Source organism: Actinomycetospora flava (assembly GCF_037400335.1).
Classification (GTDB): Bacteria; Actinomycetota; Actinomycetes; order Mycobacteriales; family Pseudonocardiaceae; genus Actinomycetospora; species Actinomycetospora flava.
The window spans coordinates 400,922-421,797 of record NZ_JBBEGM010000001.1; the positions used below are offsets into that span (position 1 = coordinate 400,922).

General features: G+C 75.7%; 25 protein-coding genes. 4 read left to right on the top strand and 21 right to left on the bottom strand.

Going from position 1 to position 20,876, the window contains the following annotated elements; translation table 11 throughout:
* Positions 1–126 precede the first annotated feature (126 nt).
* Positions 127–372, bottom strand: a complete 246-nt coding sequence (locus tag WCD58_RS01910) for a hypothetical protein (protein ID WP_337698934.1) — start codon at positions 370–372, stop codon at positions 127–129.
* Between the two features lie 223 nt (positions 373–595).
* Here WCD58_RS01910 and WCD58_RS01915 point away from each other — a divergent pair, with 223 nt between their 5' ends.
* Complete coding sequence (locus WCD58_RS01915; protein ID WP_373696185.1) at positions 596–1,465, top strand: enoyl-CoA hydratase-related protein; 870 nt, start codon at positions 596–598, stop codon at positions 1,463–1,465.
* Here WCD58_RS01915 and WCD58_RS01920 read toward each other — a convergent pair.
* From WCD58_RS01920 to WCD58_RS01930, 3 genes are read right to left on the bottom strand one after another with little or no spacing between them, the layout of a single operon-like run.
* On the bottom strand, positions 1,462–2,118 hold the full coding sequence (locus WCD58_RS01920) for a winged helix-turn-helix transcriptional regulator (RefSeq protein WP_337698936.1): 657 nt from the start codon (positions 2,116–2,118) through the stop codon (positions 1,462–1,464). The two genes, WCD58_RS01915 and WCD58_RS01920, sit on opposite strands and share 4 nt — an antisense overlap.
* 57 nt (positions 2,119–2,175) lie before the next feature.
* On the bottom strand, positions 2,176–2,841 hold the full coding sequence (locus tag WCD58_RS01925) for a response regulator (RefSeq protein WP_337698937.1): 666 nt from the start codon (positions 2,839–2,841) through the stop codon (positions 2,176–2,178).
* Positions 2,838–4,001 (bottom strand): sensor histidine kinase, encoded by a 1,164-nt coding sequence (locus WCD58_RS01930; RefSeq protein WP_337698938.1) that lies wholly within the window; start codon positions 3,999–4,001, stop codon positions 2,838–2,840. The genes WCD58_RS01925 and WCD58_RS01930 overlap by 4 nt, the downstream gene beginning before the upstream one ends.
* Positions 4,002–4,170: 169 nt before the next feature.
* Here WCD58_RS01930 and WCD58_RS01935 point away from each other — a divergent pair, with 169 nt between their 5' ends.
* Positions 4,171–4,884, top strand: coding sequence for a hypothetical protein (locus WCD58_RS01935; RefSeq protein ID WP_337698939.1), 714 nt, complete (start codon positions 4,171–4,173; stop codon positions 4,882–4,884).
* A gap of 82 nt (positions 4,885–4,966) precedes the next feature.
* Here WCD58_RS01935 and WCD58_RS01940 read toward each other — a convergent pair whose 3' ends face one another.
* From WCD58_RS01940 to WCD58_RS01965, 6 genes are all read right to left on the bottom strand, one after another.
* Positions 4,967–5,368 carry a VOC family protein gene (locus WCD58_RS01940; protein WP_337698940.1) on the bottom strand — a complete coding sequence of 134 codons (402 nt, stop codon included), beginning with the start codon at positions 5,366–5,368 and terminating at the stop codon, positions 4,967–4,969.
* Positions 5,369–5,408: 40 nt separating this feature from the next.
* On the bottom strand, positions 5,409–6,203 hold the full coding sequence (locus tag WCD58_RS01945) for an enoyl-CoA hydratase (protein WP_337698941.1): 795 nt from the start codon (positions 6,201–6,203) through the stop codon (positions 5,409–5,411).
* An 85-nt stretch (positions 6,204–6,288) separates the two neighbouring features.
* Entirely contained in the window at positions 6,289–6,978 is a 690-nt protein-coding gene (locus tag WCD58_RS01950) for a DUF4383 domain-containing protein (RefSeq protein WP_337698942.1), read from the bottom strand.
* Entirely contained in the window at positions 6,975–7,259 is a 285-nt protein-coding gene (locus tag WCD58_RS01955) for a hypothetical protein (RefSeq protein WP_337698943.1), read from the bottom strand. The genes WCD58_RS01950 and WCD58_RS01955 overlap by 4 nt, the downstream gene beginning before the upstream one ends.
* A 78-nt stretch (positions 7,260–7,337) precedes the next feature.
* On the bottom strand, positions 7,338–8,087 hold the full coding sequence (locus WCD58_RS01960; protein ID WP_337698944.1) for a histidine phosphatase family protein: 750 nt from the start codon (positions 8,085–8,087) through the stop codon (positions 7,338–7,340).
* A 19-nt stretch (positions 8,088–8,106) separates the two neighbouring features.
* Positions 8,107–9,393, bottom strand: a complete 1,287-nt coding sequence (locus WCD58_RS01965; protein ID WP_337698945.1) for an alpha-hydroxy-acid oxidizing protein — start codon at positions 9,391–9,393, stop codon at positions 8,107–8,109.
* A gap of 122 nt (positions 9,394–9,515) precedes the next feature.
* Between WCD58_RS01965 and WCD58_RS01970 the strand changes: the two genes are divergently transcribed.
* Complete coding sequence (locus WCD58_RS01970) at positions 9,516–9,959, top strand: nuclear transport factor 2 family protein (RefSeq protein ID WP_337698946.1); 444 nt, start codon at positions 9,516–9,518, stop codon at positions 9,957–9,959.
* 7 nt (positions 9,960–9,966) lie between these two features.
* On the opposite strand, the gene WCD58_RS01975 is transcribed toward WCD58_RS01970, so the two are convergent.
* From WCD58_RS01975 to WCD58_RS02025, 11 genes are read right to left on the bottom strand one after another with little or no spacing between them, the layout of a single operon-like run.
* Positions 9,967–12,567, bottom strand: coding sequence for an ATP-binding protein (locus tag WCD58_RS01975; RefSeq protein ID WP_337698947.1), 2,601 nt, complete (start codon positions 12,565–12,567; stop codon positions 9,967–9,969).
* An 18-nt stretch (positions 12,568–12,585) separates the two neighbouring features.
* Positions 12,586–13,281 carry an alpha/beta fold hydrolase gene (locus WCD58_RS01980; protein WP_337698948.1) on the bottom strand — a complete coding sequence of 232 codons (696 nt, stop codon included), beginning with the start codon at positions 13,279–13,281 and terminating at the stop codon, positions 12,586–12,588.
* On the bottom strand, positions 13,271–13,717 hold the full coding sequence (locus WCD58_RS01985) for a RidA family protein (protein ID WP_337698949.1): 447 nt from the start codon (positions 13,715–13,717) through the stop codon (positions 13,271–13,273). The genes WCD58_RS01980 and WCD58_RS01985 overlap by 11 nt, the downstream gene beginning before the upstream one ends.
* Positions 13,714–14,373, bottom strand: coding sequence for an HAD-IA family hydrolase (locus tag WCD58_RS01990; protein ID WP_337698950.1), 660 nt, complete (start codon positions 14,371–14,373; stop codon positions 13,714–13,716). Before WCD58_RS01990 ends, WCD58_RS01985 begins: the two co-directional genes overlap by 4 nt.
* Before the next feature lie 44 nt (positions 14,374–14,417).
* Entirely contained in the window at positions 14,418–16,232 is a 1,815-nt protein-coding gene (locus tag WCD58_RS01995) for a PEP-utilizing enzyme (protein WP_337698951.1), read from the bottom strand.
* Positions 16,222–17,343, bottom strand: a complete 1,122-nt coding sequence (locus tag WCD58_RS02000) for a PEP/pyruvate-binding domain-containing protein (protein WP_337698952.1) — start codon at positions 17,341–17,343, stop codon at positions 16,222–16,224. The genes WCD58_RS01995 and WCD58_RS02000 overlap by 11 nt, the downstream gene beginning before the upstream one ends.
* Positions 17,340–17,585: a EutN/CcmL family microcompartment protein gene (locus tag WCD58_RS02005; protein WP_337698953.1), complete on the bottom strand. Its 246-nt coding sequence runs from the start codon at positions 17,583–17,585 to the stop codon at positions 17,340–17,342. Before WCD58_RS02005 ends, WCD58_RS02000 begins: the two co-directional genes overlap by 4 nt.
* Positions 17,582–17,911 (bottom strand): BMC domain-containing protein, encoded by a 330-nt coding sequence (locus tag WCD58_RS02010; RefSeq protein WP_337698954.1) that lies wholly within the window; start codon positions 17,909–17,911, stop codon positions 17,582–17,584. Before WCD58_RS02010 ends, WCD58_RS02005 begins: the two co-directional genes overlap by 4 nt.
* A gap of 2 nt (positions 17,912–17,913) precedes the next feature.
* A complete protein-coding gene (locus WCD58_RS02015; RefSeq protein ID WP_337698955.1) occupies positions 17,914–18,204 on the bottom strand; it encodes a BMC domain-containing protein in 291 nt (96 codons plus the stop codon).
* Positions 18,204–19,019, bottom strand: coding sequence for a DODA-type extradiol aromatic ring-opening family dioxygenase (locus WCD58_RS02020; RefSeq protein ID WP_337698956.1), 816 nt, complete (start codon positions 19,017–19,019; stop codon positions 18,204–18,206). Before WCD58_RS02020 ends, WCD58_RS02015 begins: the two co-directional genes overlap by 1 nt.
* Positions 19,016–19,978 (bottom strand): DODA-type extradiol aromatic ring-opening family dioxygenase, encoded by a 963-nt coding sequence (locus WCD58_RS02025; RefSeq protein ID WP_337698957.1) that lies wholly within the window; start codon positions 19,976–19,978, stop codon positions 19,016–19,018. Before WCD58_RS02025 ends, WCD58_RS02020 begins: the two co-directional genes overlap by 4 nt.
* A 108-nt stretch (positions 19,979–20,086) precedes the next feature.
* Between WCD58_RS02025 and WCD58_RS02030 the strand changes: the two genes are divergently transcribed.
* Positions 20,087–20,809, top strand: a complete 723-nt coding sequence (locus tag WCD58_RS02030) for an IclR family transcriptional regulator (RefSeq protein WP_337698958.1) — start codon at positions 20,087–20,089, stop codon at positions 20,807–20,809.
* The last annotated feature ends 67 nt before the right edge of the window (positions 20,810–20,876 follow it).

The window sequence follows — 20,876 nt, forward strand, 5'->3', positions numbered from 1 at the left end:
TGAGGTCCAGCTGGTCGTCCCCGGCCTGCTGGGGCCGCCGGTAGTGGGAGACGACCCACCCCGACTCGCGCGGGTGCCCGTGGACGAACGACATGTCCCCAGGAAACCACGGGGGTCCGACAGCGACTACCGGATCACGAAGCCCAGACCGCGACCCGTGGCGGCGTCGCGGGCGCACGAGAGCACGCGGGCGAGGTCGGGGTCGGCGGCGCGGTCGCCGGCCTCGACGACGATCGTGAGCACGGCCCCCTCTCCCGCGCCCGCGATGACGCCGTGCAGGCGGCAGCTCAGGGTGGCGGCGTCGTCGGGGACGGCGACGACGATCTCGGCGGGGTCTGTCGGCGTGGACGCGTCGGGGAGCGCAGTGGTCACGGGTCCTCCTCGGGCGCCGCGGGGGCGCCGGCTGGGGAACGGGCGACCGCACCGTCGACCCGGACTCCTGACCTTCCTACCCCACCGGGGCCCTGTCCACGCCGCACGGCGCCCGTGATCGCTTCGTTGCCTCGCGCAGGTTCCGGTCAGGGTTGACCGTTCCCGGGGGCGGCGAGAGGGTGCGTCTCGTCGGTGACCGAGGGACGGGGAGGCGCGCGTGCCGGTGGAGGACTACACCGAGATCGAGTACTCGGTGGCGGACGGGATCGCCACGATCGTGCTCGACCGGGAGGCGCGGATGAACGCCTTCACCGGCCGGATGTGCGACGAACTGGTCGCCGCCTGCGACGCGATCGACGCCGACGACGCCGTGCGGGTGCTGGTCATCACCGGCCGCGGCCGGGCGTTCTGCGCCGGCGCGGACCTCGGCGAGGGCGGCAGCACGTTCGACGACCGGGGCCGCGGCAAGGCCGAGCGCTACGGCGAGATCGACGGCGTCGGGCGCGACCGGGGCGGCGTGGTGTCGCTGCGCCTCGCCGCGCTGCGGGTGCCCGTGATCGCGGCGGTCAACGGCCCGGCGGTGGGTGTCGGCGCGACGATGACGCTGCCGATGGACGTGCGGATCGCCGGCGCGTCGGCCCGCTTCGGGTTCGTGTTCGCGCGCCGCGGGATCGTGCCCGAGGCCGCGTCGAGCTGGTTCCTGCCGCGCGTCGTGGGCATCTCGCAGGCCATGGAGTGGGCGATGACCGGGCGGGTCTTCGGCGCACAGGAGGCGCTGGAGGGCCGGCTCGTCTCACGGGTCGTGCCCGACGAGGAGCTCCTGGACACCGCCTACGCCCTGGCCCGCGAGGTCGCCGAGAACACTTCGTCGGTGTCCGTGGCGCTCACGCGGCAGATGATGTGGTCGATGCTCTCGGCGAGCTCGCCGTGGGAGGCGCACGCCCTCGACTCGCGCGCCGTCGTCGAGCTCGGGCGCGACGCCGACGCCGCCGAGGGCGTCACGGCGTTCCTCGAGAAGCGCCCGCCGGCGTTCCCGCTGCGCCGCACCCGCGACCACGTCGACCTGGCGCCGGGGTGGCCGCAGCGACCCTAGGCGGGCAGGGGCTCGGGCATCTGCACGCTGTCGGCGAGCCGCTCCAGCGCGGAGACGTCGCCGGTGAGCTCGAGCAGGCCCTGGGCCTGCGCGTCGGCGACCGGCAGGCCCATGTGCACCACGCCGGCGAGCGTCGTGGGCGAGCAGCGCACGGTGGCGTCCGCGCCGGACACCTCGCCGCGCTCGATGTCCAGCTCGCCGTGCGCGAGGTGGACCTTGAAAGGCTGCTCGTCGAGCACCAGCTGCAGGGTCACGTCGACGTCGGCGGCCCGCGCGGGCACGAACAGCGTGCGCAGCGACAGGATGAACGAGTCGACCTTGATGCTGTCCGCCTCGGGCAGCGAGCGGGCGGCCCAGCGGCCGAGCGCCTGGAGCACCGGCTCGAGCTCCTGGCCCCACTCGGTGAGCTCGTACACCGCGGACGCGGCGGGCGGGGGCAGCCGGCGGCGGCGCAGCACGCCGGCGTCCTCGAGCTCGCGCAGGCGCTGCGAGAGGACGTTCGGGCTGGCGTGCGGCAGGCCGGCCCGCAGGTCGGTGAAGCGCTTCGGCCCGAGCACCAGTTCGCGCACGACGAGCAGCGCCCAGCGCTCCCCCACGAGGTCGAGCGCGTGCGCGGCGCCGCAGCCGTCGAAGTAGTCCCGTCGTGCAGCCATAGCCGCACCCTACCACCGGATACGTCTACCGACCCGATAAGTTGCTTTGTAGGACCATCACGATCCGTGCTCGGCCGTGACCACGCCGTGCTCCCACGCGAACGCGATGAGCCGCGGCCGGTCCGGCAGCCCGAGCTTGTCGAGCACGCGCCCGAGATGGGTCTTCACGGTCGTCTCCCCCAGGTGCAGCCGGGCCGCGACCTCGGCGTTCGACAGCCCCCGGGCCACCTCCGCGAGCACCTCGGCCTCACGCGCGGTGAGCGTCGCGAGCTCGCGGGGCGGCGTCGGGCGGGGCCGCCCGCGCGCGACGGCGGCGACCACCCGGGGCACCACCGACGGGTCGAGCGCGCCCTGGCCGTCCGCGACCCGGCGCACGGCGTCGAGCATCTGCTCGGGCGGCGCGGTCTTGAGCAGGAACCCCGCGACCCCCGCGCGCAGCGCCGCCTCGAGCGTCTCGTCCTCGTCGAGCGTGGTCAGGACGAGCACGCGCGCCGACGACCCGGCCTCGGCGAGCGCCCGCGCGGCGCCGATCCCGTCGAGTCCGGGCATGCGCACGTCCATGAGGACCACGTCGGCCCGGGCGTCGAGCGCGACGCGCACGGCGGCCTTCCCGTCGCCCGCCTCCCCGGCCACGACGAGGTCGGGCTCGCCCTCGAGCAGCATCCGCAGCCCGGCGCGCACGAGCAGCTCGTCGTCGGCGAGCACGACGCGGATCGCGCTCACGAGGCCACCGACCCCGCCGCCGCGACCGGGGAGGGCCCGAGCGGGAGGACCGCCTCGACCCGGAACCCGCCGCCCTCGCGCGGGCCCGCGACCAGCGTGCCGCCGAAGAGGGCGGCGCGCTCGCGCATGTGCAGCAGGCCGTGCCCGTCGTCGGACCGCGTCGCCTCCGCGCCGGCGCCGCGGTCGGTCACGGTGATCGTGAGCGACTCCCGGCGGTGGGTCAGCACGACCTCGGCCTCCCCGGCGCCGGCGTGGCGCAGGACGTTCGTGAGGGCCTCGGCGACGATCCGGTAGGCGGAGGTGTCCATCGCGGGCGCGAGGGACACGGGCTCGCCGTCGTGGCGAACGCCCACCGCGAGCCCGACCCCGTCGAGCTCGGCGACCAGGGCGTCGAGGCGGGCGAGCGAGGGCGCGGGGTCGAGCGGGTTCGCGCCGTCGGCGTCCTCGCGCAATGCGCCGACGACCCGGCGCAGCTCGTCGACCGAGCGCCGGCCCAGCTCCTCGACCGCGCGCAGCACCTCGCCCTCCGGGGTCTCCTGGAGGCGCCGGCGCAGGACGCCGACCTGCAGGGTCATGACGCTGACGGTGTGCGCGACGGCGTCGTGGAGCTCGCGGGAGATGCGGGCGCGCTCCTCGACCACCGCCAGCCTCCCGGAGCGTTCCCGCTCGGCGGCCAGCGCGGCGGCGAGCGCGCGCAGCTCCGCGCCCCGGTGCCGTTCCCGGCGCAGCAGCCAGCCCAGGCTCCAGGCGCCGCCCATCGTCGCCGCGAAGAAGACGAACTCGAACAGGGACTCGCCGTCGACGACGATCGACGCGGCGGCGCCCAGGGCCGCCAGCGCGGCGCCGAGCGCGCTCCAGCGCGGCGGCAGGCGCAGCCCCCCGTAGGCGATCAGCACCATCATCGTGATCAGCGCGGTGCCGCCGATGCCCGGGGAGTCGGGGGTCAGGAACACCTGGAGCGGGAAGCTCACGACCGCCGCGAGCACCCCGACCGCCGGGAGGAACGGGGCCACCGCGGCGCCGGCGATGAGCGCCGCCATCGGCAGCAGGACCCCGCCGACCGGGGCGCCCCGGTAGGTCAGCGCCTCGACGAGGCTCGCCGCGGTCACGAGCGCCGCGCCGCCGACCGCCATCGCGACACGGGTGACCACGGGGCTCATCGCGCGGACAGTAGGCCGCGACGTCGCCGCGCGGGTCCTCCCACGGGAGGACCCGGAATGGACTCGCGGAGGATCATCACGGCCCGCAGACACGATCCGTGATCGTAGGCGGCTTCGTAGCGTTCCGGTCACCGCTCGAACAGCGCAACCGGAACCACGAGGAGCCACCATGAGCACCGTCAGCAGCGACCGCACCGCCGTCATCGCGACCCAGCAGCCCGCCGACGGCCCCGCCCCGTTCGTCCGCATCGCCGCCGGCCTCGCCCTGATCGCGTTCCCGGTGCTGTTCACGGCCGGGATCGCCACGTCGCCGCCCCAGGCCTCGGACGCCCCGGCGGACTACGTCGCCAGTCTCGGGGCGGATCCCTGGCTCACGGCGGTGTCGGCGGGCCTGCTGCACTACTCCTGGGTCGCCTTCGCGCTGGGCGTGCTCGCCGTGATCGGTCTGGTCCGGGGGCCGCGGGGACGGGTCGTCGTGCCGCTCGCCGCGATCGTCACGTCGCTCTCGGCGATCCAGCTCTCCGGGCTCCTGCTCTCCGACTGGTTCACCGGCGCCGCCGCGCGGTCGATGCCGCTCGAGGCGGCGACGGCGATGACCGAGGGCGTCTGGAACGACCCGTGGGTGTCGACGTGGACGATCACCGGACGGTTCGTCGGCTTCGTCGGCATCCCGCTCGTGATCGCCGCCCTCGCCCGCGCCGGGGTCGTCAGCTGGTGGCTGCTGCTGGCCTCGGTGATCGGGTTCGCCGGGTTCTTCGTGCCCGTCTCGTTCGGCATCCTCGTCGGCATGTTCGTCGCGACCGCGCCGATGATCGTCGTCGGCGTGCGCCTGCTCCAGCGCGCCTCGGCCCGCGTCCGCCGCGAGGAGCTCGCCGCGGCGTGAGCTCCCCGGATACGAACGAACGGCGCTCTCGCTGCTACGCAAGCAGCGAGAGCGCCGTTCGTTCGTCCGGGGCGGGCGAGGCTCAGGTGCCCGGCGCGATGAAGAACTCGAGGGCGATGTTGTCGGGGTCGCGGAACGAGATGCCCGAGCCGTAGTGCGCCTTCTTGATGCCGCCGTGGGCGATGCCGAGCTGGTCGAGCTTGTCGCGCCACTGCTCGAGCTCGGCGGTGCCCGAGAGCCCGAAGCTGACGTGGTCCAGGCCGGTGCGGCGCTCGTCGGCGCGGTCCTTCGACTCCTTGCCCATGTGGGTGTGCAGGCCGAAGAGCGAGCCGCCGTCGAGGGCGTACACGACGTGGCGGAACTCGCCGCCCTCCTCGTCCTCGACGAGCACCGGCTCCGCGGCGAAGAGGCGGTTGTACCACTCGGTGCTGCGGTCGATGTCGGACACGGTGATCGCGACGTGCTGCAGGCCGGGGAAGGCCATGGACGGGCTCCTTTGCCTCGAGGGATCCGGGAAGCGGCAGCTACTCGTGGTGCTGCCAGTGCGGGGCCCGCTTCGCGAGGAAGGCCGACATGCCCTCCTGGGCGTCGCAGGTCATGGCGTTGGTCGCCATCGTCTCGCGCATCGCCTCGTACGCCGCGTCCTCGGGCAGGTCGACCTGCCGGTAGAACGCCTCCTTGCCGATGCGCAGCGTGACCGCGCTGGCGTCGGCGACCTTGGCCGCGAGCGCGCGCACCGCCCCGTCCAGCTCGTCGGCGGGGACGACCTGGTTGACCAGGCCCCAGTCGGCGGCGGTGGCGGCGGCGATCGTCTCGCCGGTGAGCAGCAGCTGCATCGCCCGCTTGCGCCCGATCGCGCGGGTCACCGCGACCATCGGCGTGGAGCAGAACAGCCCGATCTTCACCCCGGGCGTGCCGAACACCGCGCCCTCGGCGGCGACCGCGAGGTCGCAGGCGGCGACGAGCTGGCATCCCGCGGCGACCGCCACCCCCTGCACGGCGGCGATCACGGGCTGGGGCACCGCGTGGAGCGCGGTCATGAGGTCCGTGCAGACCGCGAAGACCTCGCGCTCCTCCTCGAGCGTCCGGTCGACCATCTCCGAGAGGTCGTGGCCGGCGGAGAACGCCGGGCCCTCGGCGCGCAGCACGATCGCCCGGACCCCGTCGCGCGCGGAGACGTCACGCAGCGCGGCGGTCAGCTCGGTCATCGTGGCGACGGACAGCGCGTTGCGGCGCTTCGGGTTGTCGAGCGTCAGCACCGCCGTCGGCCCGTCGACCTCGATGCGTAGTGCCGATGTGGTGACGGTCCCCGTGGTCATGCGTCCACGTCTATCAGTCGTGCGCGACCACGGCCAGATCGCGACGGACGACGACGGCCCCTCCGTTCGGAGGGGCGTGCGCGAGTCAGTGCGCGGCGCCGTCCATCCAGATCGCGCGGCGCTCCTCGTGGGTGCGGGCGTGGTCGGCGGCCGCGAGGCGTCGGCGCTGGTCGTCGTCGGCGACGCCCTGCGCGAGGGCCCGCTCGGCCGCGGCCATGGCGGCGTCGGCGTCCGCCTCGGCCGGCGACGCCGGACGCGGCTGGCGGTGGGCGTCCTCCGGGGCGTCGGCGGCGTCGCCGTGGTCCTCGGGGTCGTCGGGCCGCCGCTCGAGCTTGTACGGGTTGTCGGGCGGGAGCTTCGCCGAGGCCCGCCCGTACGCGCCGGTGAACAGCAGCACGCACCCGGCGGCGATCGAGAAGAAGACGTTCGGCAGGCGGAAGGCCAGCAGGTTGTAGGCCGTGCCGATCAGCGCCAGGTTGGCGAACGCCGACACCAGGAAGAGCGTGCCGACGACCATCATCACGGTCGAGGCCAGGCGCCCGCCGCGGATCGCCGCGGCCACGAGTACCACGGCGGTGACCAGCGAGATCGTCGACAGCGCCCCGTTGGTCGACAGGCCCATGACGGGCGCGCCCTCGGTGTCGAAGAACGACAGGCCGCCGACGAGCCCGAGCACGCCGAACGCCGCGATGACCAGCGCGACCACGACCGCCCCGATGCGGTGCACGTGGACGACGCGCTGGTCCGGGCGGACGCCCTGCGCCCCGGTGCTCATCGCTCGGCCTCGCGCCGCGCCTCGGCACCGGTCTCGCCGGCGTAGCCGAGGTCGTGGCCGGCGGCGCGGCCCACGAACACGTCCGTGTCCCCGGTGCCGGTGACCGAGCCCTGGTCGCCGCGGTGCTCCGTGTGCGTCCCGCCGGTGGGGCGGGAGGCGGCGGTGCGCGGGTCGTGCCCGGCGTCGGACTCGGAGGGCTCGGCGGCGGTCGAGGGGCCGACGGGCCCGTTCTCACCGGTCAGGCGGGCGCGCCAGCGGGCGAGGGTGTCGGCGAGGGACATGACGGGTGCTCCCCGGGGTGGTGGTCGGTGACCCAGGAGCATCGGCCGTGCACGACGAGTCGAAACCTCGCGCCACCCTCACCAGCGGTGCGCCGCGCGCTCCCCCGCGTCGAGGTAGGCCGGGTTCAGCCACGGCGGCAGCTCCGCCGGGACCTCGACGTCGGCGCGCTCGCCGCGGTACGTCACCACGGCCCGGGCGCCGTCGAGCTCCACGTCGACGTGCTCGAGGTTGCGCGGCTCGCCGACGTCACGCCCGAGCGCGGCGCTCGCGAAGCCCCGCAGCAGCGCCGAGTGCGAGCTGGCCAGGGCCACCGTCCCCGGCGCCTGCGCCTTGATCCCGGCCCACGCGCGGTAGGCGATCACCTGGGGCGGCTCGAAGTGCAGGTCGGTGGAGACCATCCACCGGTCGATCGGTCCGCCGGCCTTGGAGCCCGCGCCGAAGTCGGTGTCGAAGCGGTCGAAGGCGCGCGCCCAGTCCGGGTGCTCGCCCTCCAGCCCGATGCGGTGCTTCGCGACCCCGGACGACTCGCGCGCCTGCCCGCCGTAGAGGAACTGCAGGCTGTCGAAGCGGCCGTCGGGCACCAGCTCGCCGATCTCGACGCCGCTGTCCGGGCCGAGCTCGGCGAGCAGCACCTCGCGCAGGAGCACCGCGGTCGCCGTGCCCCGGGCCGTGGGGGCGTGCGGCATCGCCACCCGCGTCCCCGGGGCCAGCGTGGCGGCGAGCTCCTTGCCCTTCGCGCGGCACTGCTCCTCGCCGAGGTCGGTGAGCCCGACGTCGTCGAAGTAGCCGTGGGTCTCGCCGTGGCGGATCAGCAGCACCCGGGTCATGCCCTCCACCCTGGCGTGATCACCGTCCCGGGCGCACGGCCGGTTCCCCGCTGGCGAACGGCGCGAGCTCCACGTCGGCCGGTGTGCGGGCCCCGGCGAGGGCGAGCGTGAGGTCCAGCTCGGCGAGGACGTCGCGCACGACCTGCGCCACCCCCGCCGCCCCGGCCAGCGCGAGCCCGTAGACCCAGGGCCGGCCGAGGCACACCGCGCTCGCCCCGAGGGCCAGCGCGCGGGCCGCGTCCGAGCCGCTGCGCACCCCGGAGTCGAGCAGCACCGGCGCCCGCCCGTCGACGGCCTCCACGACACCGGGCAGCGCGTCGAGCGTCGGCACCGACCCGTCCACCTGGCGCCCGCCGTGGTTGCTGACCAGCACGCCGTCGACCCCGTGGTCCAGCGCGCGCCGAGCGTCGTCGGGGTGCAGCACGCCCTTGAGCACCACCGGCAGCCGCGTGCGCGAGCGCAGGGTGGCGATGTCGTCCCACGCGAGCGTCGGGCGGGAGTAGACGCGCAGGAACGTCTCCACGGCCGCGCGGGGCAGCGGCGAGCGGAGGTTGTCGAGGAACGCACCGGGGTGGTGGCGGCTGATCTCGAGCAGCGTCCGGACGGCGGCCGGCGTGGGCCGGGGGCTCGCCCGGCGGGGGCCGTCGGCGGTCTCCTGGGCGAGCCGCGCGAACACCGGGTCCGACGTGTACTGCGCGATGCCCAGTCCGCGGGCGAAGGGCAGGTGCCCGAGGTCGAGGTCACGCGGGCGCCACCCCAGCGTCGTCGTGTCGAGGGTGACCACCACGGCGCCGGCGCCCGCCGCCTCGGCGCGCTGCAGGAAGCTGTCGACGAGGTCGTCGGAGGTCGACCAGTAGAGCTGGGACCACCAGCCGGCCGTGGCGCGCGGGGCGATCTCCTCCATCGGGAAGCCGGCCTGGTTGCTCACGATCATCGAGACGCCCGCGTGCGCGGCGCCCTCGGCGACGGCGAGGTCCGCGCGGCGGTGCACGAGGTCGGTCGCGCCGATCGGGGCGAGCAGCAGCGGGTGGTCGTGGCGGCGGCCGAACAGCTCGACCGAGGTGTCCCGCTCGCCGACCCCGCGCAGCATCCGCGGCGCGATCCGGTGCCGCTCGAACGCCGCCCGGTTGGCGCGGACCGTCTCCTCGCTGCCGGCCCCGCCGGCGACGTAGGCGTGGGCGCGCCGCGACATCGCCCACCGCGCGCGGCGCTCCAGCGCCGGGAACGCCGTCGGCACCGCCGGCCGCCGCCCGGTGATCCCCGCCCGGTACACCTCGTCCTGCCGCACCCGCCCGCTCTGGCCCATGCCGCTCATCCTCGCGTGGCCGTCCCCCTTCGGCCGCGCGTGTTCCAGCCTGGGGGCCACGCTTGCGTTGAACGTCAGGAAATCCGCATCCTCGCCCGGCACACCGAGATCAGGAGGCCGGGTTGAGCGCAGGGACGACGTCGGCGGAGCTCGAGGCCACCGTGCGGGGCTACATGGACGCGTGCACGTCCGGGGACGCCGACGCGGTCGCCCGCCACCTCGCCGGGAACGCCCGGCACTACTTCCCGCCGGACATGTACGACGGGCCGTGGGTGGGCGCGCGCGTGATCGCCCAGCGCTGGGCCACCGCGGTGCGCGAGCGCGGGTCGTCGTGGACCGTCGACGCGATCGTCGTCGACGAGCCGCGCCGCCGGGCGGTGTGCGAGTGGACCCACCACAAGGGCTCGCTCGGGGTGATCCTGCGCGGCGCGGAGTGGTACGAGTTCGACGACGAGGGCCGCATCACCGAGATCCGCGCCTACTACGCCTCGCCCCAGGCACCCGACCTCACGCGCCTCGAGCTGGGTGGCTTCGACTACGCGGGGCGGGGCTACCCGCACGCCTGACGAGGGCTCACCGCGGCTCGCGCCGACGGTCCGGCGCCACGCCCAGCTCCCGCGCGACCGCCGCGGCCTCGCGCCGGGTGCGCACGTCCAGCTTGGCCAGGATCGCCGACACGTGGTGGTCGGCGGTCTTCTCCGAGATCACGAGCCGGGCCGCCACCTCGGCGTTGGTCAGCCCCTCGGCGAGCAGCGCGAGCACCTCGGTCTGGCGGTCGCTCAGCCCGGCGGGGTTCGACCGCGTCGCCGCGTACGGCCCGCGCGGGATGTGCGTGACGCCCAGCTCCCGGAGCCGCCGGCGGGCCATCCGCGCGGCCGGCTTCGCGCCGAGCCCGTCGAGGATCCGCAGCGCGCGCAGCGTCGGCTCCGCCGCGCCGGAGTCGAGCAGCTCGAGCGCCTGGTGGTACGGGGCGCGGTCGGCCTCCCACGCGGCCGCCGCAGCCTCCCAGTCGCCGCGGATCCCGGCGGCGTGGACGGCGCGGGCCCCCGCCGGCACCTCGACGGCCCGTCCGAGACGCCGCTGCCAGCGGGCCAGCTCGCCGCGGTCGAGCTCCCGGCCGGGCGCGGCGGTCAGCCCCTCCAGCCGCGCGACCGCCTCGTCGGCGTCCCCCACGCGCCCGGTGAGCCACGCCGTCTCGATCTCCAGCAGCCCGGACGTCCACGAGACGTCGTAGCACCGGGCGCGGGCGGCGAGGTCGCACGACCACGCCAGGTACGCGGGGGCGTCGTCGTCGCCCCGCCGCGCGAGCAGCCGGGCCAGGGGCGGGAGCGCGTAGCGCAGTGAGCCGCGCTCCGGCTCGCCGCGGACGCCGGCGATCCCCCGTAGGCCGGCGATCGCGGGGTCCCAGTCGCCGTGCACCGCGCGCAGGCGGTACCCGACGGCCTGCCACGACGTGGCGAGGAACCAGGTCTCCAGCTCCTCGGCGTAGGCGATCGCCTCCTCCAGGTGGCGGGCGCACTCGTCCCAGCGCCCGAGCCCGAACAGGTCGAGGACCAGGAGCCCGTGAGCGATGAGCGTGAACGTGTGCGCCCCGGCCGCCCGGGTGCCGGCCAGCCCCTCGCGCATGAGCGCGAGACCGTCGTCGTGCTCGCCCGCGATCAGCCGCGCCCGGCCGAGGCAGGTCAGGCTCATCCCGAGGTGCTCGGGGGCGCCGGTGCGCTCCGCGGAGGCGGCGGCCGCCTCGGCGGACGGGAGGACGTCCTCGTCGCCCGTCATGGCGAGCAGCACCGAGCGCCACAGCAGCGCGAAGGTCCGCGCGGGCGTCTCCGGCACCGACTCGAGCAGCGCGACGGCCCGGGCCAGGCTCGCCTTCGCGTCGGCGGTCAGCGCCAGCGACCACTGCGCCGGCCCGAGCACGATCAGCGCCTCACCGAGAGCGGCGACGTCCCCGAGCTCCTCGTAGGTCCGCGCCGCGGCCAGCCCGTGCTCCAGCGCCTCGGTGGGCTCGTCGGTCGCCCAGAGCACCGACGCCAGCCGGTTGCGCGCGGCCGCGGCCTCGGCGGCGGGCAGCAGGTGCTCGCGCGCGAGCAGCAGGCGCAGGCACCCGATCACCTGGCCGTAGCTGCCGTCGCGCCCCGCCCGCTCCGCCGCCCGCGGGGCCAGGTCGACCACCCGCGCGTCGTCGGCGGCCTCGACGGCGTGGTGCAGCGCGCGGGGCAGGTCGACCTGCTCGGGAGCGCCGTCGAGGAGCGCGTCGAGCACGGCGGCGTGCGACCGCATCCGCTCGCTGGCCGGCAGCGAGTCCTCGACCGCCCGGCGCGCCAGCTCGTGCCGGAACGCCACGGCGTCGGCGCGCACCTGCAGGACGCCGCGCCGCTCGGCCTCGGCGAGGACCGTGAGGTCGCTCAGCAGCGCCCGGGCCAGCGGGAGCTCGACCTGCGAGGGCACGACGGCGAGCTGTTCGAGCGCACCGCGGGTCGCCGGCGGGAGCCGGTGCAGGCGCGCCATGACGGCGTCGGCGACCGTGAGGGGGACGGTGTCGTCGCCGGCCGCGACCACCTCGGTGACGTAGAACGGGTTGCCGCCGGTGAGGGCGAAGACCGACACCGAGGACGGGCCGGCGAGCGTGGCGACGGCCCGCAGGGACAGGCGCGGCACCACCACCCGGTGCACCGCCGTGCCGGTGAGCGCGCCGAGCAGGCGCTGCGCCGGGTGGTCGCGGCCGACCTCGTCGTCGCGGTAGGAGACCACGAGCACGGCCGAGGTCCGCTCGATGCGGCGCGCCACGTAGCGCAGGACGTCTAGGGTGGCGTCGTCGGCCCAGTGGACGTCCTCGACGACGAGCACGGTCGGCCGGGCGAGCTCGGCCAGCACGCCGACGAGCACGTCGTCGCGGGTGCCCTCGGCGAGGAGGCGGTCGAGGCGCTCGGAGTGCCCGGCGAACGCGTCGCGGATCGCGCCGAGCGTGCGGGGCGTGACGAGGTCGTCGCAGGCGCCGAGCAGCACCCGGGTGCCGGGCGGCAGCGCGGCGACGAACGAGGAGATGAGACTGGACTTGCCGATGCCCGCCTCGCCCGCGACGAGCACCACGCCGCCGCGTCCGTCGGCGGCCGCGGTGACCGCGCCGGCGAGCACCTCGAGCTCGCTCGCGCGCTCGAGCAGCGTGACGCTCACGACGACGATCGTCGCAGGTCAGCGACCCTCTTCACCAGCGAGCAGATCCGTCACCTGTCGGTACACGGTCGGCCACGCGGCGTGCTCCGGGTCGACGAGGGTGAAGTGGTCGCCGGCGACCTCGACGAGCTCCGCGTCGTCCCCGGCGGCCCGGGCGGCGGCGACGTAGGACCGGCTGATCGACAGCGGCACGCGGTCGTCGCCGGGCGCGTGCACCGCGCGCAGCGGGACGCCCAGCGGCAGCAGGGCCACCGGGTCGGCGGCGGCGTACCGGTCGGGCGCCTCGTCGGGTGCAGCCCCGACGAAGTCCTGGACCGCGCCGTCGCCGATGCCCTCGCGCGCGGCGTCGGCCAGCGTCAGCACCCCGGCCAGCGAGACCACGCCGAGCACCGGGACCCGCGAGGCCACCCACGCCGCGAGGTGCCCGCCCGCCGAGTGGCCGACGAGCACGGCGGGCCCGTCGACCGTGCGCAGCGCCGCCTCGACGTCGTTCAGCGTCGCCGGCCAGTCCGCCTGACCCACCCGGCGGTACTCGACGTTGACGACCGTGTGCCCGCGCGCGTGCAGCGCCTCGGCGACCGGGGCGATGTGGTCGAGCGCGACCCGCGCCCGCCAGAAGCCGCCGTGGAGCAGGACGACGGGTGGCCCCGCACCGGGGTACACGTCGACGAACCGGTGCTCCCCCGGCCCGTAGGACCGGCGCTCAGCGGACACGCAGCATCGCGTCCAGCTCGACGGCGAACCCCTTCGGCAGCGCGCGCACGCCGATCGCGGTCCGGGCGTGCTCGCCGCGCTCGCCGAACACGGCCGCGAGCAGATCCGACGCCCCGTCGACGACACCGGGCTGGTCGACGAAGTCGTCGGTGCACGCCACGTAGCCGCGCAGCACGAGCACCTGGGCGACGCGGTCGAGCGAGCCCAGGGCGTCGCGGGTCTGGGCGAGCAGGTTGAGCGCGCACCCCCGGGCGGCGGCGTAGCCCTGCTCGACGCCGAGGTCCGCGCCGAGCCGGCCCGTGTGCCCGTCGGCGCCCTGCCCGGCGAGGTGCAGGACGTCCCCGGCCATGGTCCAGCCGCGGTAGTGCCCGGCGGGGCTCCTCAACCCCGGCAACGTCAGCCCCAGCTCGGTCAGACGCTGCTCCGGGGTACTCACGGCGACCACACCCTCCGCCGCCGCGGCTCCTCGGCCGGCAGCCCCAGCGCCCGGGCGACGCGCGCGACCGAGCCCGCCGGGTCGGTGACCTCGAACAGCTCGGCGGCCATGCCCGCGGCACGGGCCCCGTCGAGGTTCGCGGCGAGGTCGTCGACGAACAGACAGCGCCGGGGGTCCTCGCCCAGCGCGTCCGCGGCCGCGCGGAAGGCCTGCGGGTCGGGCTTGAGCACGCCCATCTTCGCGGCCTCGAGCACCCCGTCGAAGCGGGCGACGGCGGGGAAGCGCGTGGGCCAGTCGTCGCCGAACCAGTGCGCCATGTCGTTGGTGAACGCGACGACCCGCACCCGGCCCGCGAGCCGGGCGATCAGCCCGAGCACCTCGTTGCGCACGTAGGAGCAGTCGCGCCACAGCGCCCCGATGTCGAGGTCCGGGCGCCGCTGCGCCAGCCGCGCCCAGTAGTCCCGCTCCTGCGAGGCGCCGGCCTCCACCGACCGGTAGTCCTCGTCGACCCCCGTCGGGCCGGCCGGGAAGCCGGGCACCGCCGTCGACTCGAACAGCGTCGGGATGACGACCCCGCCCATGTCGAGCAGCAGGGTGCCGCTCGCGGTCCGCGTCCGGCGCAGGGCGCGCCGCCGGCCGGCGCGGACCGCGTCCACCGGGACGGGCTCCGAGCCGTCGGGCGGGCGAGGAGCGCAGGAGGTCACAGCACCGTCACCACACCGCTGTTCCCGTCCACCCGCACCCGCTGGCCCGTCCGCAGCGTCGAGACCGCGTTGCCGGTGCCGACGACCGCCGGCATCCCGTACTCCCGGCACACGATCGCCGTGTGGCTCATGATCCCGCCGACGTCGGAGACGGTCGCCGCGACGCGCGCGAACACCGGCGCCCACGCCGGCGACGTCGCCGGGCAGACCAGCACGTCGCCGGGCTGGACCTCGGGCAGCTCGTTGGGGTGCGTGACCACCCGCACCGGGCCCTCGACCACCCCCGGCGAGCCCGCGGTGCCCCGCAGGGTGCCGTCCTCGGAGTCGGCGCGGAGCCACTCCGCCACCGACGCCGTCGTGATCCCCCACAGCATCACGGTGAACGGCTCGTCGATCTGCGTCGGCGGCGGCCCGAGCGCCGGCGGCGGCTCCCAGGCCCGCAGGGCGGTGTAGATCTCGCGACGGCGGGCGATCGTCGGCCGGAGGTGCTCGGCGCCGCGCGGCCGCGAGCCGACCGACCACGCCGCCACGCAGTCGTAGATCGCCTCGGCGACCTCGTAGCGGCGCAGGAAGAACATGTCCTCGGGCTCGTCGATCTCGCCCATCGCGGCGAGCGCCCGGGAGAGCTCGTGGGACTTCGCCCAGAACGTCGCCCACATCCAGTGCTCGATGTAGAGGACGTGCTCCTCGATGAACGCGAAGACCTGGCGGGCCAGGGCGACGGTCTCGTCGAAGGTGGCGCGGTCGGCGTCGGAGAGCAGCTCGCGGTAGCCGGCGGTGATCCGGTCCCGCTCGGCGAGCACCTCGTCGGTCGGGCGGTCGATCGACTCGCCCTCCTCCAGGCGCCGGAGGTACTCCCGGACCGACGCGAGCGGGATGTCCGGCTGGTCCGCCCAGGTCGGGTAGGTGTGGTAACCGCCGGGGTGCCCGGGGTCGGTGTTGATGAGGAACCACGGGTCCGCGGTGCGCTCCCAGTCCGCGACCCACTCGGCGCCGGCGGCGTCCCCCCGCAAGGACGCGAAGAGCGACGCCGCGTCCTCGGTGCCCGACAGGCGCTCGACGAGCCCGAGCCGCTGGGCCTCCTTGGCCAGGCGCTTGAGCTCGTCGTCGGGCCGGTAGAGCTCGACCCGCAGCCCGCCGACCATCCGGGAGATCGACTGGTCGGAGATGTCCGGGAAGGCCTGGCGGCACAGCCCGAAGAACGTCAGGTAGGCCGCGTAGCCGATGTTGAGCAGCTCGAAGTGGTACTGGTACGTCTCGTACATCGTCAGCACGAGACGGTCGAAGTCCCGGATCATCCGGAACCCCGCCGAGTGCCCGACGTGGTCGAACACGGTGCTCTCGGGCTCCAGGTCGGGCAGCGGGTCGAACCGCATCTCCCGGATCTCGGAGAGCCTCGCGGTGACCTTCTCCTTCCACTCCGCGTAGATCGCGTCCCAGCGCTCGTAGTAGTGCCCGGCGCGGCGGCCGAACTCCTCGGCGCGGGCCCCGATGTGCTCGGCCGGAGCCGGCACGGGGGTGACGTAGAGGCGGCCGTTGACGATCCGCTGGTCGACGCCAAACGCGGGCGGCATCGCGAAGATCCGCGTGTTGAACGCGCCGAGCGCCTGCCACCAGCACTCGCACTGGATCTCGTCGTAGGGGTGCAGGACGTCGGGGTGGTGCAGGCGGTCGGCGAACCAGAACCGGCCCTCGTCCAGCTCGCGGCGCTCCGGGCCGAAGAGGTGGTACCAGTCGTACATCGACTCCCAGCCCTCGGCGCCGGGCGGGGTCTCGATCTCGAACGGGCTCGGGAAACGGTCAGCCGCCATGGTCGGGCCTTCCTTCGGGCGTCGGGGTCACAGCCCCTCGTGTGAGCGTCGCCAGGACCGCGGACAGGGCGGTCCGCGTGCCGGGTGTGTCGGTGGCGGCGCGCGGGCCGCGGGCGCTCCAGACCGTCTCGGGACGGGTCTGGAGGAGGTGGACGCGCGCCGGTCCGCCCGGCTCGGCCACCGCGAACTCGCCGTCCTGCGGCACCCCGGCGTCGCGCTCGACGCGGCGGGCCAGCGCCAGGATCTCGGCGAGCTCGGCGTCGTCGAGGCACGGCTGCTCGCGGCGCTCGGCGGGGACGTCGGTCTCGCGCGTGCCCGGGTGCTCGGGGTCGCGGACCAGGGCGCGCGCCTTCTCCGCGACCTCGCGGCGCACGACCTCGCCGCTGATCTTGTCGATGACGAAGCGGTCCGGGGTCACCGTCCCGGAGACCAGCGGCTCCCCCAGCCCCCAGACCGCCTCGCACACGACGGTCGAGCGGTCGCCGTTCGCGGGGTTGAGGGTCATGAACACCCCGGCGGCCCGCGCGGGGACCATCTCCTGGACGACGACGGCCATCGCGCCGGCCGGCCCCGCGCCGTATCCATGGTCGAGCTCCGCTCCGCTGCGTCTCCCGGCGTGCTCGCGGTAGGAGACGGCGCGGGCGGTGTAGAGGCTCGCCCAGCAGCGGCAGACGGCGTCGGCGACCGCGTCGCGGCCCCGCAGCTCGAGGAACGTGTCGTGCTCGCCCGCGAACGACGCGCCCGCGGCGTCCTCGCCGACCGCCGACGAGCGCACCGCGACCCGCGTGATGCCGCCGGCGAGCCCGTCGTAGGCCGCGCGCACGGCGTCGAGGACCGGCCCGGTGGTGGCGGCACGCAGCAGGCGCGCGCGGGCCTGGGCGGCCGCGCGCTCGACCTGGTCGATGGGGGCGTCCGGCGCCAGGTCCCGCAGGGGCGCCTCCACGTCGTCGACGTCCGGGAGCGCCGCGCGGAACGCGTCGGTGGTGACGACGAACCCGCACGGCACCCGCGCGCCCAGCGCCACCAGCCGGTGCAGCCCGGCGCCCTTGCCGCCGACGGCGGCGACGTCCGCGGCGGCCGGGTCGGCGAGGCCCAGGATCCACGCACTCACGGCGCATCCCACCCGGCGACCAGCGCGACGACCGCGGCGTCGACGCAGCTGCGCCCGGTCACGGCCGCCGCGGCCTCGTCGGTCGCGACGAGCACGGTGGTGCCGGTCCCGGCGTCGAGCATGTCGACCGCGACCCGCTGCGTCCCGGAGTCCTGCTCGCGCACCATCACCATCCGCACGCCGCCGAGACCGTCGACCTCGCGCTCGGACCAGACCCGCCCGACGACCTCGCCGAGGATCACTGCCCCGTCCCCGCCCCGATGGCCCGGGTCAGGCGGTCCGCGCTCCCGTTCTCCAGCAGCCCGACCGACACCCCGTGCGGCTTCGGGTACACCTGGGCGGCGCGCAGCTCGCCGTACTGCTCGATGGCCGCAGACCCGGCGTTGACGGCCTGGCGCACCGCGGCCAGCGACCCGCGCACGGCGGCGGCCAGGTAGCCGCTGCTGACCCGGTCGACGGTGACGGTCTCGACGTCGGCGGTCTTCATCATCGCCTCGATGCCCGCCGCGAGCGCCACCACGCCGCGGGTCTCGACGATGCCGATCGCTCCGGCTCCCCGCTCGGCCACCTCTAGCTCCCCACCATCGCCATGTCGCCGGCCAGGGCCTGGACCGGGACGCACGGGCTCGCGAACACGATCGACTTCACCGCGCGGCCGGACACCGCCCGCGCGACCTCCTCGCCGACCTCGACGGCCTCCTCGACCGTCGCGAGGTCGCCGGTCACCGCCACCGCGACGAGCCCGCCGCCGAGGCGCACCGCCCCCTGGACCTCCACCTCCGTCGCCTTGACCATGGCGTCGACCGCGTCGAAGACCGGCACGAACCCCTCGGCCTCGATGAACCCCACTGCGCGTGCCATCAGCTCTCCTGTCCCGTCCACCAGACGACCGCCGCACCCGTGCCCCACACCGGCCCGTAGGCCAGGACCTCGCCCGGCCCGTCCACCGCACCGCTGCCCGCCAGGAACGCGAAGGCGCGGAACTGGCTGTCGGCCTGCGCCGCCGCCGCGAACTCCTCGCGCATCGCCAGCACCGCCGCGCGGTCGCCGGTGCGGATCGCGTCGAGGACCTTGCGGTTCCAGCGGTCGTGCTCGGGCTCGACGCGGTCCTGCGACGGGCGGATCCAGCGCGGCGTCAGCCCGGACGACAGCCCGCTGACGGCAACGACCCCGAGCCGGCGGCCGAGCCCGGCCGCCGCCCGCACCCCGGCCGCCGCGACCTCGGTCATCGCGGACGCCTCGGCGTAGAGGTTGCACGACACCTGGGCCCAGCGCCCGTTCCCCGACGGGTCGAGCAGCCGCGACGCGACCACCGCGCCGGTGTCGACCGGGAAGCCGTCGTAGCGCGTGCGCCGGGCCTGCATGCCGGCGGCGTCGATCGCGTCGGCCCAGGCGTGGGCGAGCTCGGTGTCGACGGTCAGGTCGTGGTCGAGGTGCCCGTAGTCGTAGGCGTACCAGTTCTCGTCGGTGCGCCGGCCGCGCAGGCGGTCGTCGCACTGCACCTGGTGGCCGAGCACGGTGAACCAGTGCGTCGAGAGCAGCAGCACGGTGTCGACGCCCGCGGCGCGCAGGCGGTCGCCGACGGTGCGGGTCGCGGCGGCGAGCTCGGCCCAGCTCTCGGCGGGGTCGCCCGCCAGCAGGTGGGGCATGGCGGGGACCAGGGCCGCGGGGGTCACGGGGCGACCCACTCGACGAGCGCGTTCCCGGTCGCGATCACCGTGCCGTAGGCGAGCACGTCGCCGGCGATCGCGGGCCAGCCCATCGCCGCGAGCAGCCAGGTCAGGCTCCCCGCCTTGGTCTCGGACGACGTCGCCTCGATGTGCCGCGGGACGGCCTCCTTCAGCCGCGCCGTCGGGCCCTCGCGGATGGTCTGCAGCAGCTCCATGTCGCCCGCGTACTGCGCGTGGTCGAAAGGCCGCTCGACGCCCATGTCCTCGGGGAGGTCCGGCTCGGTGTCCCAGTGCAGGTGGGACAGCGAGTTCGACGCGAGCAGCACGGCGCGGCGGCCGGTGCGCTCGATCGCGCGGCGGGTGGCGGCACCGAGCGTCTCCATCTCCGCGAGCGAGGCGTCGGAGTAGTAGTACGGGTTGTTGTTGGCCGAGAGCGACACGACCGGGAGGTCCCAGTCGGGGTTGGCCAGGTGCAGCGCCCCGATCGTCGCGTAGTCGACGCGCACGCCGTCCTCGCGCATCGCGCTGGTGACCAGTCCCGCGCGGGCGCCCTCCTCGACGATCGCCTCGGCGAGGTCGACGTCGGTGCGGAAGTCGTAGTGGTAGCGGAAGAGGTGCGGGAAGATCGGTTCCACGGAGACGCCGCGGGGGTTCGGCACGCAGTTCACGTGGTGGCCGACCATCGTGATCCAGTGCGGCGCGTGCACCACGAGCACGTCGGGCTCGTGGGCCCGCAGGCGCGTCCGGAGCTCCTCGTAGCCCCAGCGCAGCACCTCCCAGCCGCCGGTGGAGCGCGGCTCGTTCTGCGGCGGGTTCTCGGCGTAGACGAGGTGCGGCGGGTGCGGCGCGAGGTAGCCGGCGACGATGCCGCCGCGCCGGGGCGTCGGCGCCACCCGAGGGGTCTCCTCGGCTCGACGACGACCCGACCGGCTGCTGCCCGCCGTGACGTGGAACACACGCGCCATGACGCCGACGCTAGGGAGCGGCGCGGTCACCCACCCAGGCCTGCGTCCCGTCCTGCTGGACACCGCTTCCCACCGCGGAGCATCCTCGAACGGGTGACGGTGGCGGCGGTGAGCAAGTCCGCCGTCCTGCTGCGCGCGTTCGGCCCCACGTCCGACGTGCTCTCCACCCGCGCCCTCGCCTCGCGCACGGGCATCCCGCGCAGCACGGTGCACGTGCTGGCGAGCACCCTCGCGGCCGAGGGACTCCTCGAGACCGTCCCGGGCCGCGGCTGGCGGCTCGGTCCGCTGCTCGTGGGCCTCGCCGGGCAGATCATCGAGCGCACCGGGCTCGTCGCGGCCGTCGAGGGCGGGCTGGGCGGGCTGCGGCGGGCCGTCGGCCAGGAGGTCCACGTCGCGCAGCTGGTCGGCGGCTGGACCGTCTACCTGCACCGCGAGGCCGGCCCGGTCCGGGCGCCCATGGACAACCGGGTGGGGCTGCGGGCGCCCGCCTGGCGCGGGGGCTGCGGCAAGGCGGCGCTCTCGCGGCTGGCGCCCGCGGAGGTCGACGAGCGCGTCGGTCGCCTGTGCCGCGACGAGGGCGTCGACCCGCCCGACCGCGGCGCCCTCCACGAGGAGCTCGGCGCGGCACGGCGCGTCGGGTACCTCGTCTCCTCGACGTTCCAGGCGGGCCGCACGTCGGTGGCGGCGCCGGTGGTCGACGCCGACGGGCGCCCGGTCGGCGGGCTCTCGGTGGCGGGCCCGTCGTCGCTGTTCACGCGGCCCGTGCTCGCCCGGTGCGCCGAGGACGTCGTCGGGGCGGCGGCCCGGGCGGGACGGCAACTGGTCTGCTGACGGGCACGCGCGTCCCGGCTGGTGGAACGCTGCGGTTCCCCGGTGTCGGTGAGCGGTGTCACTCTGC

Excerpts from the sequence above, each read along its gene's own strand:
- WCD58_RS02025 (WP_337698957.1), bottom strand. The coding sequence starts at position 19,978 with ATGGCGCGTGTGTTCCACGTCACGGCGGGCAGCAGCCGGTCGGGTCGT.
- WCD58_RS01940 (WP_337698940.1), bottom strand. The coding sequence starts at position 5,368 with ATGGCCTTCCCCGGCCTGCAGCACGTCGCGATCACCGTGTCCGACATC.
- WCD58_RS01965 (WP_337698945.1), bottom strand. The coding sequence starts at position 9,393 with ATGGGCCAGAGCGGGCGGGTGCGGCAGGACGAGGTGTACCGGGCGGGG.
- WCD58_RS01955 (WP_337698943.1), bottom strand. The coding sequence starts at position 7,259 with ATGTCCCTCGCCGACACCCTCGCCCGCTGGCGCGCCCGCCTGACCGGT.
- WCD58_RS01935 (WP_337698939.1), top strand. The coding sequence starts at position 4,171 with ATGAGCACCGTCAGCAGCGACCGCACCGCCGTCATCGCGACCCAGCAG.
- WCD58_RS01920 (WP_337698936.1), bottom strand. The coding sequence starts at position 2,118 with ATGGCTGCACGACGGGACTACTTCGACGGCTGCGGCGCCGCGCACGCG.
- WCD58_RS01950 (WP_337698942.1), bottom strand. The coding sequence starts at position 6,978 with ATGAGCACCGGGGCGCAGGGCGTCCGCCCGGACCAGCGCGTCGTCCAC.
- WCD58_RS01995 (WP_337698951.1), bottom strand. The coding sequence starts at position 16,232 with ATGGCGGCTGACCGTTTCCCGAGCCCGTTCGAGATCGAGACCCCGCCC.
- WCD58_RS01945 (WP_337698941.1), bottom strand. The coding sequence starts at position 6,203 with ATGACCACGGGGACCGTCACCACATCGGCACTACGCATCGAGGTCGAC.
- WCD58_RS01960 (WP_337698944.1), bottom strand. The coding sequence starts at position 8,087 with ATGACCCGGGTGCTGCTGATCCGCCACGGCGAGACCCACGGCTACTTC.
- WCD58_RS01930 (WP_337698938.1), bottom strand. The coding sequence starts at position 4,001 with ATGAGCCCCGTGGTCACCCGTGTCGCGATGGCGGTCGGCGGCGCGGCG.
- WCD58_RS02015 (WP_337698955.1), bottom strand. The coding sequence starts at position 18,204 with ATGGCACGCGCAGTGGGGTTCATCGAGGCCGAGGGGTTCGTGCCGGTC.